Source organism: Empedobacter sp. 225-1 (assembly GCF_030328185.1).
Classification (GTDB): domain Bacteria; phylum Bacteroidota; class Bacteroidia; order Flavobacteriales; family Weeksellaceae; genus Empedobacter; species Empedobacter stercoris.
Genome location: NZ_JACALO010000038.1, coordinates 17,077 through 34,242 on the forward strand (window position 1 = coordinate 17,077; position 17,166 = coordinate 34,242).

Below are 17,166 nucleotides of genomic sequence, written 5' to 3' on the forward strand. Positions count from 1 at the left end.
TTATGCAAAAGTGTTAATTGATAAGAATGTTGATGTTGGTACAAGATTTATTTCTCCATCAAACGCAAGACGACATGAAATTCTGTTTCCTTTACTTGTTTCAGTATATATATAAAACATACCAGCACCCGCGACATGCATATTACCAGAACAAACAAAAGTAAACACATCACCAACATCTGCTGGATAAGAAATATAAGTTTCATCGCAATATTTGGTTGTTGATGTTGCACCATTTGAAGAACTAGACCCGACTGGTGTAATATCCATATAAAGCCCATTTGCTACCGATGGAATATAACCAGAATTATAGTAAGCAATGGCTTTACGCTTTGAACCGTCTTTCATTGTTACATTTAGACCGTCAGAATAACTATCTTTAACTTTAGTTGTATCTATACCATCCATCCATTCCATACGGTTACCATATATATTTTCGTAACCCATACATTTTGTATTATTCAGCCTCGCAAGTGTAATCGTTCCGTCAGTTCCTATTTTTTCATACCATGAACCCGTTGATTTATTTTGTGGATTAACGGTGTCTCGCATTCCAGTTATTGTAGTGTCACTAATTGGTTTGTCTTCGTAATAATCTGAATAACCGTTTTGACCTTGCGAATTTCGATTCCCGTATTTTGCCAGAAATAAATTTGCCACGTATGAATGCATCGAATAATTTGCAAGTTTCATTTTTCTTGTTGTTGCGTTTGTTCTAGCTACTTCAATAGTCATGTCATTAATGGGAATCGCAGATTTTGCAACTGACTGGTACAATGCATTATTGTTAAGCGTTGTTTCGTATTCTGCCATCAAAAACGGTTCTACTTTCACCCATTCTGGTTCGATGTCAAAAATTGATGTCGATGTCGTTAAAACTACTTTGTCAAATGGAATTGTATTCGTCAAAGTAAAGTAAACCCATTCTGCACCAGCTGGAACATCCAAGACGTAATACATACCATTCGTAAATGTCACATCTTCACTCGGAATAATAATACTTTTTAAAAGTTTTCCTTCAGCATCGGAAATCATTGTTATGATCTCTTTTGATGAAACGATTTCGGATTTCATCATTGGGAATCTAACTTGTTTGTAACCTTTTATCCTAACACCGTAACTATGATGATTATAGTTTGATTGTGTCAAAGATTCTGCAATTGTTTGTGCTAATGTTACAATCTTATTTTTATAGTATTTTAATTCGACTGGCGCAGCTGCAATAGCTTCTGGAGTTAAAAATGATTCTACATTTATAACATGTGTTATTGCTTTCTTATCATCTGGTTGAGGTTTAGTAATATTTGCACTATATAAATGATATTTCTTTTCGTTTTTCTTATCGTTTACACCCTTTTGGAAACAACCACCCTCATAAATAAACACATCACCATGCGCACCCGTTTTCACGTCTGCAACTGTACCGTCTGCGAACTTATTGAAGTCCATGTTGTCAAGTTTAGCAATAGACATAACGCCGTCAGTTGCTTGTTTTCCTAAACATGCAAATCGTTTATCAATAATGCTTTTAAAGTGTCCAGAAGGAACATAAGCACTCCCAAATTTATAACCCGTATCATTGTCCAAGTTTGACACGTTTTTCGGATCACTTACAGTATCATCGAATTCAATTACACTGTATTCTGGTTGAACGATCAATAATTCTGGAAACAATGTTTTATAACTTGCAAATGTTGCATCGTCAAGATATTGCGTTAAATAATATGTTCCGTTTAGTCGTGGTGTTGCTACAATATTACCTAATGAATCTAATCCACCAAGATTTTTGAATTTATCTAAGAAATCCGCCTTTCCAGTTTTATCAATTCCCGTGATTCGAATATTCTCAATTGTTCCAAGTGTATCAAATAATAATTCCCAATCAATCAACGGACATGAAGAAACCAATAAGTTTTTTACTGTATTTCCATCTGGAAATTGAATATTTTCGTTTTTCAGCATTGGTAAACCTTCCAACTTTAACGTCTGTAACGCGTTCGGTAACACCATTTTATTCAATGATGATCCAGCTGGTAAATTGATAGTTCCTAACTTGTCACAACCTGGTGCAATTACTTCTTTTAATGACGTACATGCAGACAAATTAAGTGATGGTAAATTGAAATAATTTGTGATATCAATTTTAGATAATAAAGGAAATTTAGTTCCGATCACTAATTCAGATAAACCATATCTTTTTGTTGCATTTCCTAAAATTAATGTCTCTAAACTTTCAAGATTTGGAAATGTAAGATCGGTAAATCCACCCCATTGTGATAAATCTAATTTTTTGAAATATTTACCACCAAATAGATGAAATATAGTACCAACGTTTGCAACTTGATTATATGTGTATGACCATTCTGCACCAGCTGTAACAAAATCACTAATCATGGAAGTTGATTCGCGTCTTAATTCGATGTAATAATCTTTTGTAAGTACCGCACCAACTTTTGCACCAGCTTCGGAAATACCTTTCCACGTGATATCCGTTAACGTATATTCACCCGTACCATAACGCGCATCAAATAAGTCTAAACGGTTTTCGATCCACCATTTACGGTGTGACATACGTGAACCTTGCATTGATTCCAAGTACGAATACTTTGTATTGACCATATTACCGTTGGAAACAATATCAACTCCGATTGTTTTTGGTTCAATGTACTTGTGTTGTGCGTCTAAATTGTAAATTCTTTCCGCAAACTTTTCTGATTGATCCTTATTGAAATAGTTGAACAATCTATCATTAGTTAAATAACTTCTGATCGACTTATAGGCGTCGCGGATCTCGTCTTTGAATTGTGTTTCTAAATTATTCCAAAGAACGGAATCATGCCCCATATATGCGTAAATATTAGTACCAGCTGAAGCCGTTAATTCTGGATCTAATGTTTGACGGTTCAATTCCCAGTCGTATTTTAAACGTCCGTCGTTTCGAACCCCTAAGATCGTATCATTGTCGTAAAAAATGTAATACGCAAGCATTTTGTCTTTATCTGGTGAATACCAAAACGCCAGCATCGCATTTTTAACCATCTGGTCAACCGCCCCCATAATTTGAGTAAAAGCAAAATATTTACATAGATGAGGTACGTCGGCAAAGTTTGACAATTCAGACTTAAATTTTGTCGGATTATCCTTTGTCGATTTCACCCATGTAACCCATGAACTCAACAACATCGGTTTACCTAGTACACCCGTATCGTAATCATCTTGTACATCAGGGAAACGTGCTTCAAATACTTTTGCCCATTCAGGTTTTCCTAACTCATCACGAGAATCAAAATCATCATCTAAATATTTCCCCATAGGAAAATCATTGTTTAAAAACTCCCAACATTCAGTAGGATTCTCACCTTCAAATTTATCTTGAACCCAAGTTTGGTCATGATAACCATCAACGTCAGTAAATCCAAATACCTTTTCTGTTGATTTATCGTTATTCAGATTATATTTTCCTAAGAATATCGGTTTATCGTTTACCGTATTACGATAAAACATGTAACAAGGTTCTCCATCAACTGTTGTGCGCACATCATACGGTGATGTTGAATATTTTTGCACTGGTGTTGGTGATGAGGTTTGAATTAAAGTATCATTAACCATTCGAGCCATACCCGTGTTGTGTGAACTTGATGATTCCGCAAAATCTGCTTTAAGACACCACACATTTACTGGTGCTGGTAATTTTCCGTAAGAATTTACACCTTTAAATGACCATGCGGGTTTTGCACTTTCAATCAATGTTCCACCGTTACCAAATTCGTCAACTTCTGTATAAACTTTTCCGAAAACTTTAGAATCGTTTGCAGAACGGAAATAGAAACGATAATTTTTGATCGGATATGCAAGTGATGATGTACCTTGTAAACGTAAACAACCTCCAGTACATTTCATATTTAAAGATTTGTCAGAACCTTTTTTAATATGTAAAATTTCATCAACATCATAACGTGTGTTTTTGTTATTAATAGCCGCAGCGTATTTAACCGTAGACATTCCATTTGCTTGTTGACCAGTTATAATAACATAACGCGCACCATCTGGTAATGATTCAACTGTTACGTCGCCCTCAGAATCGATGATCGCATTCGCTTTATATTTCGCCATGATCTCGTCAACCGTTGATAAATCCAACATGAAAATATTTAATACTTGATCATGTGTTAAGTAACTATTGTAACATCTAGTATTATATACATCTAGTATTGCATTATCATTCCCCATTGTGATGTAAGTAGGAACACCAGTTTGATAAATATTATCACCAGAACCACGTTGTACACCACCAGATAAAACACCATTGATGTATAAGAATACCATGTCAGTGTTAACAGTTTCATATTCTGAAGCATTCGACAACGCTGTCGGCATCGATACAAATGCAATGTTGTATTCTTGTCCAGAACTGAACTTCATAGCCACTTCAGATTTACCACCAGTGACAAATTTTGCTTCTTCTGGTGTAATCACAAACCCAACCCCGCCAGACATACATGTTAGTAAAGGTTTTGTTGTATCGGTAACTTTTGAAACTTTTATTTTTGTTTGAAAAGCAAATGCATTTTGAGTTGAAGCATTATCCACCAATAAAGGCGCGTAATTAATTACCGCTTTACCTCCATTCATCAAACGTAAGGCGTTATTTTGCCATCCGTCACCCTCAAATTGGATTCCAGATAAAGTTGTTGTAATTCCTTTGTTTGACCATTCATTGCGGTTATCATCCGCGTTCGTTCTACCTTTAGCAGATAGTTTGAAGACAATATTGTCAACTGGTTCTTCAATAGACACATCGGAATTCAGAACATCAACCGTGAATGAATAAACTAAACCAGACATTGCAATTGTTGCTGGTAAAATTCCCGTTGTAATACTTTGACCAGTTGCAACACGTTGTGCAAATGCTGTCGTGATATTGGAAATCGTTTCAGTTCCTACGGTTACTTTTATATTGTTTTGGTTATTGATTGGATTATAACCAGCGTAATTGACTTTGTAGTCTTCGAATTGTCTAGCAACTAAAACAGGTCTTTGACCAGCTGTAATAATACGCCCATCATTATAATCAAATCGTGTTGTTATAATTGGTGTTGTCTTATTGTCTTCAGTAATTGCAACATCAAAATAAATTGAATTTGATAATAGTTTCACCGTGTTTGTGACTTCTAATTCTGCAACTAATTGCAAAGAATTAGCACCATGAAAAAGTGTTGTTGTAGGAACAATAAAAGAACCATTTGCATTTGATGCCGTTAAGGTTCTATTTTCAATTTCAATTCCATTCTGAAGTAAACGTAAAACTTTAGCACCAGAACCAGCCAAATTAAAAGGTACAGTAATATTTGAACCTTTTTTGAAAGTTTGTGCATAATCGAATGATGAGGTTAAACGTAATGTAACAACTTGTATGCGCCACGCAATTGTTGAAACTTGAATAGTTTCACCGTTATCAACTTCAACACGTACTTTAACGTTATTTGAACCGACTAGCATTTCATTTGTGACATCAATTTCAAACGTATTATCTGATTGTAATGTTTGAATAATTGTTTTTGTCGTTGCTCCAGCACTTATTGTGATTGTAGCTGTACCATTTAAACCAGTTGACACCGCTGTCGCTGTATCTTGATGATCAAAATAGTATTTTAATTTTACTTCGTCGCCTTGTTTAACCGTCGGGTTATCCGTTAATTTACTTAAAACAATCCTAGTTGTTGAGGTTTCACCATTTCCACCACCACCAGCAAATTGATCTGTCGTAGATAGTACTTGACCGTTTTCATCGATCAATGAAATTGAATAAATTTCCTCACCTACTTCACCAGAAACATTTAATTGAAGTGATGCACCATATTTTGATGATAACTTTGAAAATTCCGATGCAACTGCTTGTGATGCCACCGCATTTGTAGATAAAGGATCAATTGTTTGTTCTATGACGTTATTGACTTCAATGTTGACTTCACCAGCACCGTTTGGCAATACTTCAACACCGTTAACTGTTATTGATTGTATTGGTGCATCTGGCAAATCAATTCGTCCAGTGCTTGTTGGTGTAACTTCTTTGTTATTTACATAGATCGATTTTATCGGTGCTTCTGGAATTGAAATTGAGACGTTGCCTTGTACGGGTTCTATATTAATTCCGTTAACATCGATTGTTTGAATAGGAATCTGCGGAACTGTTATCGTTACATTTCCATTAACTGGTGGTATATTTTGACCGTTGATGTCGATTGTTTTTATCGGTGCATCTGGTACAACTATATTCACATTTTTATCAACTGGTTCAACATTAGAACCGTTAACCGAAATTGATTGAACTGGTGCGTCTGGAATAACAATTGAAACTTTACCATCAACTGGTGCAACATTAGAACCGTTAACATCAATAGATTGTATAGGTGCTTTTTCTGAAAGTTTTTCCCAGTTTGCTGTATCTAAATTTGGAGCAACATTTGTTGAGGTTCTACCATTAATTACACGGTACATTATACCGTTTAAAGTTCTAACAGTTGGATATTTTAAGTTTTGTTTTGAAGAAGTCCAGTTCTTAATTTGATTATTTTCAATTTTACTTTGAACTTCAGTGTCATCGTATTGTTCGAATGTATTATATTGAATTTGATATTTAGTACCGTTTTTAGATATTATCCCGAACGAATTTTCTGGTAAGAAAACACCGCCATAATTTATATAAGTACCAGAAACCGTCACAAACCAAATAGCGTTGGTTAATGAACTTCCAATCGAAGTTGGTGTAATAGGGTTGAACTGTACCGCCGTATTATTTTCAACTAATTGTTTTGTAATTTCATCCGAAGTTGTATCCAAAATCAATTTTAAAATTTCGTTTAAAATTTCACCGCTGATTTTGCGTTCGTCATTCTCATATATATGAGTATTAATATAGCTTTTTAGTTGCTGTAAAGTCATTTTTGGGTTTAATTATAAATAGTTCAAGCATGACAAAAACACTTTAAAAAGTGTTTTAACTTGTATATGAATTGTTGTATGAATAATTGAAAGAAGTGAAGGCAGATTCTTTTGCGAGTTCATCAAAGTTGACATCAAAATCAACTATTTCACGACCAGAAATATTACTAACATATTGCAATGGTGGCGCAAATTCTGGTTCAATACTTCTGAATTGAGATATAGCACCGTTATTGTTTCCGTCAAATGTGAAATCAACTAAATTTAACCCGAATTCAAATCCAAAAACTTCGACAATGCCACTAGAATGAAGTAACACGGCGAAAAATTCATTGTTTGATAAATCCTTAATCAATGATTTTGATTCTGTATCATTTCCGTATAATGGAAATTGTACAGTATGCGTGTATCGGGTTAAATTATTAGAACTAGAAACAACATAATTACCGTTAACAACCATTGATGTCGGTTGTCGGATTATACCTTTACCAACATTTGCTGGTTTTAGAATAAAACTGATTTTTTCATCATCAATTATTGAAAATCTTTCAACTTGATCTTTGAAAATAATAACAACCTTTTGTGAATATCCTTTACTTATAGTTTTCGTACATGGATTATTATACATAGATTAGTCTATTTTGTGAATAGTTGTAAAGCGTGAACCAGTTCGGTTGCTTAAATTGTCATTATTTTGATGAGGTTTAGACTGTTTAACAAATTCAAATGCGTCATGTCTATCTTTCATTACTTCAATAATGTCTTTACACATTTGGCGTCCAGTATTTGCGTAAAATTCCGCTATACTTTTGACATCTTTCAATGATGTTGGTGTACTGAAATCATTCATTTGACGAACCAGTCCATTTGCCGTGTCTTGTGTATTATTTATAATTACATATCTGGAATATATAACATAGGAAATAGCCTTTTTTAATCCGTCTATGATCATTATTTGACCAGTTGAGGTTGTATGATAGCCACCAGATAATAAAAGCGTGTTTAACGTTTCTGCATCACTCACATCTTTTGCCAGATCAAAGGTTTCAGAATCTAGTGAACGTTGAATATATGGTATGTAACCACCAAATACACCACGCAATTCAATCAATGCTTCATTCATTGCAATGTTTAATTTACCAGTGTCATAATGTTGTGCGATTGCTCCAACTTGTTTGATGTCGTTTACTGTTATATGTTTCATGTTAAATCATTGGTGTTATGGTAAATTGATGGTTAAGTATTTTTGAAAGTGTTTTTTCAATGATCCCGCGTTCAAAACTTAATTGATTCGAAAATCTTTTTTCCGCATTTACGAATGCTTCAGCTGAAGAACCAAATAATGAATTGTCACCGACACTGATTAATAGTTCTGGAATGTCAAAGGCATCAATAATGTTTTGTTTGCATGTGTTTTTGGTTTGATCAAAAAGTTTATCATCAAATTGTGGTGCGATTTGCATGACGTTTAAAGCATCTTTGATGTCTTCAGAAATATCAACATCATAGACCATCACATTATCTGAACCGTCAGCACCTAACATGTTTTTAATAACACCGTTAAATTCTTCGGCTTCATCTTCGTCTTTTCCTTTTCGTACAAAAATTGTTTTTCCCAGAAATCCACCGCGTGCCATTCTATTGTTGTAAGATGAGATTCTAAATTCCGTATCGGCATCGCTAAACACTGGATTAACCTTTGGTAAAGAATATGTATATTCTGGTGTTAAATTGATATAAAGAATTTGTCCCCTATAATGTTTAATAGCTTCAATTAAATCAACTTTCTTTCGTGGATGGATCAATTTATAATCATTGATGATTTGTGCCTTTAAAACGTCTGTATTTTGGTCAAATGTATAAAACCAGTTATCAGTGTTTTTTGATTTTCCTTTTTGTTTATTTTCGAAATCATCTAATTGAAAAATATAATTGCTATCACCGTTGTCATCAGCTTTACCAACCGCACATAAAGTGTAATCAAGTGCCTTAACACCAGAAACAACAACATCACCAGATTCGTTAAGCTTATACGCTACATGTATAAATGCTCCGTTGAAATAGGCAAAGTCTTTTCCTATACGATTAATTAACGTTGATAGTAATGTGTTTTTACGATCAACAAAAATGTCATTGTCAACACCCTTACCAGCTATATATATTTTTGTTTTGCTGGCACATTTGAATGCCGTCGGTGAATTATTGATCACGCGTTCAACTTCTTTACTGAAGGCATGATTGACACCATTTATGAAGTAAGGTTTTGCACCAGAAGTCAATGAAACTGGTGTCTTATGCATTTCAATTAAAGTTGTGCGTGCTTTCATTATTTAGATGTCTTTTTTCTAGTACTTTTTTTCTTTGGTTGAGGTTCTTTAATTTCTTCAACTAGTTCAACTAGTTCATCTAGTTGTGTCGGTAACACTTTGAATAACTTCTTTCTATCTTCTACCATGTCAATTGTATTGAATTCATCAACCGTTAAATAAGCATTGACAAATTCATTCGTTAAATTGTCATCATAGCGTCTTATTTTGACACCATCTTTGGCGAAATATGTTAGAATGATATTCTGTATTTTATATAGTTTAAAATCTTGTTGCATAGTTTGATTTTTATTATAAATAGTTCGTATTTCATTCATAATTGAGCATGAAGTGCATGAAGGATAATAACCATGAATATTGAAATACTGTTCTTTGAAGTGAAAAATGAGATTCTCATCGTTAAGAATCTCATTTATACTATATTGTGTTAAATCAATCATTTAGATTAATTAGTTATGCACCAGTAGCGAATAAAGCGTCAAAATCAGCCATTCCGTCACCAGCACCAGAAGCTTTGTAAACTAATGGAAGGAAACTTTCTTCACGTCCTTCACCAGAAGTTAATGTCACAACTGTTGCACCAGCACCACCAGCCAAATCAAGTGTGTAGTCACCAGTACTAACACCGTTGTCAATTCCGTATATTTCAATAACAGAACCGATCTTCATTGCTACAACATAGCGTCCAGTATCTAGTGAAGTTAAAATTGCTTTCATGTCCTCACCCGCTCCAATTGCTAAAATGTTTACATTATGTACATACTGAACTAGTCCATGTTCAGAAGTTGTTTTGTCGACCGTTCCAGACACCCCAGATCCGTTTGCTGGAAATTCGAATTTATATCCAGTTTTTGAAGCTTTCAATGTGAAGGTTACATTGTGTTGACCTTTATCACCAGTTGAAAAAGTTTTTGTTGAGGTTGCAATGTCATCTTTGTTGATGATCACAACTTCTTGCGCGTAACGTTTTTGAATGTCAGATCCGCATCCTACACTCATTCCGCCCGCTAATTTTCCGCAAATATTTGCCATTATATTATAAATTTTAGAAAAGTAATTGTAAATAATACACAACCGTAATTTTTAGTATGTTACGGCTGTGACTATCTTGACTAGTTGAACTAGTTAGGAAATTAAAGCATAATCATCTAATGATAAGGCAACACCAAAATATGTCGCTAAATCAATGTAGATTTTTTTATCTTTTTGGTCGAAGAACATTTCAAATTCTTCAATTCTGTCAGCTGTTGGAGTTCCGACAACTAAGTTATCTTTTGATGTGATTAAGGCTTTCAATTTATTAGTTTCACCTACTGCATTCATTGAAAAATCAATTTCTTTGTGAACTTCTACATTGATACCGAACAAAGTGAAATTATCAATTGAAAAACGTCTTGATGCTGTTACTTTCTCACCGTCGATAACATTTACATCGTAAGCACGTGTGTCGTTTAATGAATTGAAATATGAAACCAATTTATGAGCCATTGCACGTGTCATTTTGATCACTGCTTTTGATTCATCAAACCATGCTGATAAAACAATTGCGTCATAAGCTTTTGCCATTGCGTCATAAATTTCTTGTGCTGTTGCTTCTGCACCAGCTTTTGTAATAGTGATTTTTTCACCGCTACCCGCTTCAGCTTGTGCGAAATATCCGTCAGCACCATTGATCAAACCAGATTCGTGTGATGTGTCACCTAAATAAGCTTGACGCCATTGTGCGCCCTTCAAATTGTTTACTGCTTGTTCTGTCAAGAAATCAATATAAGCGTCATAATCTGGTGCTTCCAAAGGATTATCCAAAGTCAATTTCTTTTGATTCCAGAAAATCATGAAATCTTGATCAAGGTCTTTCATACAGTATGAGTGTCGACCGTTTAATTCGACTAAGTTCCATTTTCTTGTTGAATATCTTTCAGTGATCACACCGTCATTCATCGCACAATTACCTTGCGACTTAGGATATTGACCATAATCAACGGATTTGTCAATCACTGGAACAATTTGTCCGTTGTGAACGTCTGTAATTAATTGGTGTGATTGAATTAAGTCTGTTACACCGAATACTTTTTCGTAAACAACTTTATTGAAGTTTACTTTATCAGCTGTCGTTAAATTCTGTACGATCGCTTTTATAGAATCTGCAAATTTTGCCATTATTATTTGTTTAATTTTCGTTTTAAATATGCAAGTGATGCACTTATTTCTTCATCAACTTGTGTGTGTTTAGTATTTACAACCGCTTCAGCTGAAGTTGCTGTTGATAGTTTATTTTTAATCTTTTGAAGTTCTTCAGCATCTTTTTTTAATGCTTCGATTTCTGCTTTTAAGGAATCGTTTTCCGCTTCCAATTCAGCGATCTTTTTTTCTAGTTCAGATTCGTCGTTGTCTTCTTTTTCTACTTCAACAACTTCTTCTGGAACATCAAGATTTTCAATTTCAACTTCTGGTTGAGGTTCTTCAACTTCTTCAACTTTTTCAACAACCGAAATAACTTGACCGTCTTCGAATGTTATAACATCACCATCAAATGTGATGACTTCACCTTCTGGTTTATCACCGTCAATGGTTGCTTTGTCACCTTCTTTGATTGTATCTGTTACTTTCAAATCTTCGAAGACTAACGTGTTGCCAGTTGCCGTTGCAATTTCTTTTTTGTTGATTGGTTGTGAAGTGAAAAAATCTTTCAATAATTGAAATAATCCTTTTTCGTCTTTTACCATGTTTTGTGTAATTAATTTATTTACGACCGCATGTTGAGGTATTGCGGTCGGTGTCGTGATTCCTAGTGCGTCACATTCTTCGGGTGTGAATGAAGTGTCATTCCCCATATAATTAAGTGCTTCGTCACGTCCTATAAAAGTTCGTGATGAATAGTAGTTTGCTATTTTTAAATCAATCGTTCCTAAATCACGCGCAAGTTCTTTCAATTCTTTTGCGTTACCAGTAACACCATTATACAATGCATTGTGAACAAATGGCTGTGTATTTCCTTCAACTGTTCTAGTGTCACCAGCCAGTAAAATAAGAACACCAGCGGATGCACATTCACCACTTGCATTGACATGTATTTTTGCTTTATTCTGGATTCGATATTGATCCAAAGTTTGAACAATTGAAAAAGCTTCATCCACTTCACCACCAATGGTGTTTAAAGTGATGTATAAATCTTTTCCTTCAGCTTCTTTTAAATGATTTAATATAGATTGATTATTGATCGGTTCATTAATACCGATATCACCAATTAAATGAATGTTAAACATATTAGATAGTATAGTTGAGGTTTGTTTATTTATAAATAGTTATCGGAAAAGAAAAAATCATTTATTTTTTCCAGAATCGACATATTTCTTTATTCTGTCTTATTTTCAATGAAATAATACACCCACATTCACCGCATATTTTGCCATTTAAGGAACTATCTTCTGTATCGGTATATCTTAGCATTGAAATAGGTTCATCGTTGAAATTTGGACACCCTTTGCATGTGATGGTTCTTTCATCAATAATATCTGAAGGAACATTTGTACTGGTTAATGATTCAACTAAACCAGCACCACCATTTGCGGTGATGCTTTTTAGTTTTTTAATTAATGATGAGGTTTTAGAATTAATATTTTGATTCATTACGGATCTGATAATTTAGATTGGAAATTGAAACACCAGCCTTTGCACCGTTAGATGTTCCAGCGAATGTTGCTTCAGCAATTACACTGGCTAATGTTTCATAGTTAATTTGCTGTGTTGCTGTGTTTTGAATAGCTTGACTAGTCGAACTAGTTAAACTAGTTGATGAGGTTGGTCGAATAGCTTCAACGGCATTAACACCACCCATCAATGTGACATCGGCACGGCTGAAGACAATTTCACCGCCATGAACTGGTAAATAATCAACTGGTGTGTATGTGTTACCGTCGCCAGTATAACCACCGATCGATTTTCCTTTAGTTTTGGTAATTTTTGCGACTGTCTTTAAACCAGACGCTAATGATATACCCGCGTTTATCATCCTTAAATAATGGTTAGGAACTGTTTTGTCAGATAATGAAGCGGTAAAGGCTTGATAAGTATCAATTGTAGCACGTCCGATTGCCATTGCCTTATAAGCTGTTGAACTTTCATCGAATAATGCTTGTGCGTTTCCTAAGGTTTTATCAGTGTTACTCAAATATTCGTCATTGCGTTCTTTATCCATTTCATTTGATTGCTGGCGGTATGACAATTCGAGATTTTGCAACGCCATTTCATAATTTTCTTTACTGATTTTACCTTCTTCATATTGTGCTGTTAACTGTTCAGTGTCGATTGCTTGCTGTTCCGCAAGTATTTCTTTTTTTCGTTCCCATTTAGTATTAAGATCAGTTTCTAGTTCTAATAAATCGGCTTCAAGTTTCAATTCTTTGTTTAACAATTCATCGGCATCATCTTGTTCTTTTTGTGTTTTTAGAATCTCTTTTTTTGCGTTTTCAGTTGTGATGAGGTTTTCAAGTTCTTTATACTGAAAATCAAGTAATGTTTCGGCTTTTTTTGTTTTTTGGATTTCGTCGAATTCAGCCATCAAATCAGTTATTTGAGATTGTTCAAGCTTTTTGTCTTCAACCAGCTTTTGAAGCCTATTTTCTTCGGCGGTTCGTTCCAGATCAAAACCAGTCATTTTTGCGTCGTAATCTTTTTGAATGGCTTCTTGTTTTAAATTTCCTATTTTAGTCAACCTTTCAATTTCTTGATTAACCAGATCAGCATTTAGGCGTTTGTTTTCATCCAGAATTTGTTGATTCTTTTGGATTTCGTTTGCGATTTCTTGCTGTGCTAAACTGGCTTTAGCCTTTGCCATTTCCGATGCATATTTTTCTTGTTCAGATAAAGCATTTGCAAGTGTGTCTTCAGCCTTTTCAACCTTTTCTTTTTTTTCCTTTACCTTTTTATCTTTCTTTGCTTTTGGTGTGTCTTCTGGTTTGTCCTTTGGTTTACCTTTTTGGTCTTCTGTTGAGGTTGTATCACCACCAACGGTTGAGCTGTATTTAATGTGTTCTATTTTTCCGTTAAGGGTTGAATTAACGGCATCATTGAAGTTGTCTTTGATATTGGATGCACCAGCTTTGATTGCTTTTCCGAATTCTTTATAAAATGATGCAACACCAGACGCAACCTTTGCACCATCCAGTGTGAAAATACCGTTGATAATCGTTCCTAATGATGAGAATTGATTTACTAATGATTTTAGAACTATTTTAATAACTTCATATTGATTTTTAAATGTTGTACCAATACCAGCGAAAATTGCACGAACTAGCATACTATTGTTGTACATGTCAATCATGCTATTCGTAAATTCAACAACTTTTTTTATACCGATTAACATTGCATTGAAAAATTCCTTTTTGATGGTAAGTGTAAATTTTTTGAACCCATCATCACCAACAAATAAGGCATCCGCCAGTGCATGTTGAAAGTCTTCTTGCGCTTTCATGGCGTCCATTGTCAATTGTTCTGTTTCGGTTAGACCTTTTTTATTGTTTTCTAAACCGTCATCAATAGATTCTAAAATCTTAGTGAAGCCCCCAGCGTCCTCACCCATTGCGCCGAAGACATTCGCAGAAATTTTTTGCATATCACCAGCACTTACACCCGCTTTTTTGGTTTCTTCGGAAATCATTTCAAGTGCCTTTTTGGTGGTTATACTTCCATTTTCAATGCCCTTAACAAGTGTATCGGTGAATGATTTTCCGAAGGCGGATTCTAAGGCTTCACGACCATTTTTTGATAAATCCTTTAGACGCAAATCGACTTCTTTTATACTGTCGACCATTTTGTCTTTGTAAATTCCGTTCTGCGTTCCCGCCTTCATTATTGCGAAAAATTCATCTGCACTATAACCAGCGTTTTTGAATTGTGCAGAATATTCTGCTGTATTATCAAAAAAGTCTTCAGCACTTGCACCAACTTGTATATATCCAGCTTTAACCTTTTCGAATGCTTCGTCGTATGATATTCCAAATGCTTGTGCTACACTGTTAACTGTGCGTAACACTTCTTTGACGTCTTCACCAGTTTGTTGAGCGAATGAACCAGCTTTCACCGCCATATTTTCAATTGCTTCAGAATCTGTCAATGTGGTGAACTGTTTAACCAGTGTCGCTGTTTCACTTAGTTCAGAATTATAATCATACAGTGCTTTTGTTGCCAGTGCTGTTGCTCCAACTATTGCCACAATCGCACCGATAGGATTTGCCAGAAGTGCCAGAAGTTGTGTTCCTAATGCACGCACACTGGTTGTGATGCCATCAATTCCCGCGCGAATGTTTCCGCTTCCAAATTCAGATAAAGCACCAGAAAAGTCAATTGATGAGGTTGTCGCATTCGTTTGTGCTTCTGTTACATTTCTTGTTGAGGTTTCCAGCTGTTGTTGTGCATTTTCATTTTGTCGAATGTTGTTCGTCAACTGTTGTGTGCTGTTTGCTAGTTCTCCATTGATTGCACGTTCACGTTCCAACAACTGAATCATCTGTTGATGTTCTTGTTGTAACTGGTTAAGGTTTCTTTCTTGTGCCGAATATTCAGCACTCAAAAGTTCCGTTGATCTTTGAAGGTCTTGTTGTATAGTTTCAAGTCTTTGAATATCCGCTTGATAATTTGATTGCTGTTGTGACATTGTAACAAAATCACTTTGAAGCGTGTTAAGTGTGCCAGAAGTTTGAACCAGTTCAGAACGTAAACCGCGAAATACTGTAGTGTTACGCTGTCCAGATTGTACCAGTAAATTCATTTCAGTTGATAGCTGTCTATATTTCTGAATAGTTTGATTAATTACTGTCTGTTGATTCTGTATTTCGGCTGAAAGTTGTTGTGATTTTCTTGTTAGTTCGTCAATTTTTCTCGATACTTCATTTGTATCAAAATCGAACGAGCCTATTTTTATTTTATCCATTTGTTGAGGTCTATTTAATATAAATAGTTAACCCTCACCAAAAAGTAAATGAAAACAAAAACCTATTTAAAATCAATTAAATAGGCTTTCAACTAGTTTGACTAGTTCAACTAGTTATGTATTAAATTTTTACAAGTTCTATTTCAGCAAATTCAGAATCTTTTAAAGTTATTTTGCTTATAATTCCGCGAATTCCTAAATCGTTGAAATAATATAATACGCCATGTTGAGGTGTGCTGTATAATTCCAATGACGAAGCGTGAACCGTAAGAGAATAAACAACTGTATTATCATATAACGGACGAACAAGGTTTTGAAAATTTTTATAAATATTATCAAAATAAGGAACATCATAAGTATGTAATGTTGTTGATTCAAATTGCACACCTAGTTCACGCGATGTGAATTTCATCGGTGTGTTTACTATTCTTTCACGTAACCACATATAACGTCCTTTTTGTTCCTTATACTTCACCTCAATTGTTGTAACACCAGAATTAACCTTTTCTTTAATTTCTGTGATCCACGTTTCAAGCTTCGGAACTTTGGTAGAACCGTCGCCACCTAATACGACACCGATTTGACCATTGTCAATGTACATTTTAGACTTAAATGCATCACCAGTTGCATTGATATTATTGTTATTACTAGTGAATGATGTGTTATGCGATTCATCACGTTCATCGTAATGGTTATGCGAAATAATATTCATTTGGTTAATACCGTCAATTGCGTGTCGTACTTCAGTTATAGTTGCAGAATGATAGTTTATTGATGAGGTTATTGTTGGTGAATATCGTTCAATTAAAGATTTGAATTTTAAAACTGTTCCATCGATAACCGCATACGTCAAAGTTCTTGTACAAACTTCTTTTATCAATTCTAGTGATGCCAGATTGAAAGTATTTTCATCATTTGTTATGATCTGTATTGTTGACGCAACGATCCGCATGTTGATGTATTTTA

The 17,166-nt window shown here is 34.6% G+C and carries 11 protein-coding genes; all 11 read right to left on the reverse strand.

Annotated features, from left to right (window positions below):
• Complete coding sequence (locus tag HX088_RS11330) at positions 1-6,942, reverse strand: CotH kinase family protein (RefSeq protein ID WP_286484212.1); 6,942 nt, start codon at positions 6,940-6,942, stop codon at positions 1-3.
• A gap of 55 nt (positions 6,943-6,997) precedes the next feature.
• Entirely contained in the window at positions 6,998-7,570 is a 573-nt protein-coding gene (locus tag HX088_RS11335) for a hypothetical protein (RefSeq protein WP_286484213.1), read from the reverse strand.
• 3 nt (positions 7,571-7,573) lie between these two features.
• The gene (locus tag HX088_RS11340; RefSeq protein WP_286484214.1) at positions 7,574-8,146 is read right to left on the reverse strand and encodes a DUF6712 family protein; all 573 of its coding nucleotides are present in this window, start codon (positions 8,144-8,146) and stop codon (positions 7,574-7,576) included.
• Position 8,147: 1 nt separating this feature from the next.
• Positions 8,148-9,269, reverse strand: a complete 1,122-nt coding sequence (locus tag HX088_RS11345) for a hypothetical protein (RefSeq protein ID WP_286484215.1) — start codon at positions 9,267-9,269, stop codon at positions 8,148-8,150.
• The gene (locus tag HX088_RS11350) at positions 9,269-9,709 is read right to left on the reverse strand and encodes a hypothetical protein (protein WP_286484216.1); all 441 of its coding nucleotides are present in this window, start codon (positions 9,707-9,709) and stop codon (positions 9,269-9,271) included. Before HX088_RS11350 ends, HX088_RS11345 begins: the two co-directional genes overlap by 1 nt.
• Positions 9,710-9,722: 13 nt before the next feature.
• Positions 9,723-10,301: a hypothetical protein gene (locus HX088_RS11355; protein WP_286484217.1), complete on the reverse strand. Its 579-nt coding sequence runs from the start codon at positions 10,299-10,301 to the stop codon at positions 9,723-9,725.
• A gap of 93 nt (positions 10,302-10,394) precedes the next feature.
• Entirely contained in the window at positions 10,395-11,429 is a 1,035-nt protein-coding gene (locus HX088_RS11360) for a hypothetical protein (RefSeq protein ID WP_286484218.1), read from the reverse strand.
• Positions 11,430-11,431: 2 nt separating this feature from the next.
• Complete coding sequence (locus tag HX088_RS11365; protein WP_286484219.1) at positions 11,432-12,535, reverse strand: ATP-dependent Clp protease proteolytic subunit; 1,104 nt, start codon at positions 12,533-12,535, stop codon at positions 11,432-11,434.
• A gap of 61 nt (positions 12,536-12,596) precedes the next feature.
• Positions 12,597-12,899 carry a hypothetical protein gene (locus HX088_RS11370; protein ID WP_286484220.1) on the reverse strand — a complete coding sequence of 101 codons (303 nt, stop codon included), beginning with the start codon at positions 12,897-12,899 and terminating at the stop codon, positions 12,597-12,599.
• Positions 12,883-16,200, reverse strand: coding sequence for a phage tail tape measure protein (locus HX088_RS11375; protein WP_286484221.1), 3,318 nt, complete (start codon positions 16,198-16,200; stop codon positions 12,883-12,885). Before HX088_RS11375 ends, HX088_RS11370 begins: the two co-directional genes overlap by 17 nt.
• 121 nt (positions 16,201-16,321) lie before the next feature.
• A partial coding sequence (locus HX088_RS11380) for a hypothetical protein (protein ID WP_286484222.1) occupies positions 16,322-17,166 on the reverse strand: 845 nt, incomplete at its 5' end.

What these genes read in the sequence shown, in the direction of transcription:
- HX088_RS11330 (WP_286484212.1), bottom strand. Translation starts at nt 6,942, where the DNA reads ATGACTTTACAGCAACTAAAAAGCTATATTAATACTCATATATATGAG.
- HX088_RS11335 (WP_286484213.1), bottom strand. Translation starts at nt 7,570, where the DNA reads ATGTATAATAATCCATGTACGAAAACTATAAGTAAAGGATATTCACAA.
- HX088_RS11340 (WP_286484214.1), bottom strand. Translation starts at nt 8,146, where the DNA reads ATGAAACATATAACAGTAAACGACATCAAACAAGTTGGAGCAATCGCA.
- HX088_RS11345 (WP_286484215.1), bottom strand. Translation starts at nt 9,269, where the DNA reads ATGAAAGCACGCACAACTTTAATTGAAATGCATAAGACACCAGTTTCA.
- HX088_RS11350 (WP_286484216.1), bottom strand. Translation starts at nt 9,709, where the DNA reads ATGATTGATTTAACACAATATAGTATAAATGAGATTCTTAACGATGAG.
- HX088_RS11355 (WP_286484217.1), bottom strand. Translation starts at nt 10,301, where the DNA reads ATGGCAAATATTTGCGGAAAATTAGCGGGCGGAATGAGTGTAGGATGC.
- HX088_RS11360 (WP_286484218.1), bottom strand. Translation starts at nt 11,429, where the DNA reads ATGGCAAAATTTGCAGATTCTATAAAAGCGATCGTACAGAATTTAACG.
- HX088_RS11365 (WP_286484219.1), bottom strand. Translation starts at nt 12,535, where the DNA reads ATGTTTAACATTCATTTAATTGGTGATATCGGTATTAATGAACCGATC.
- HX088_RS11370 (WP_286484220.1), bottom strand. Translation starts at nt 12,899, where the DNA reads ATGAATCAAAATATTAATTCTAAAACCTCATCATTAATTAAAAAACTA.
- HX088_RS11375 (WP_286484221.1), bottom strand. Translation starts at nt 16,200, where the DNA reads ATGGATAAAATAAAAATAGGCTCGTTCGATTTTGATACAAATGAAGTA.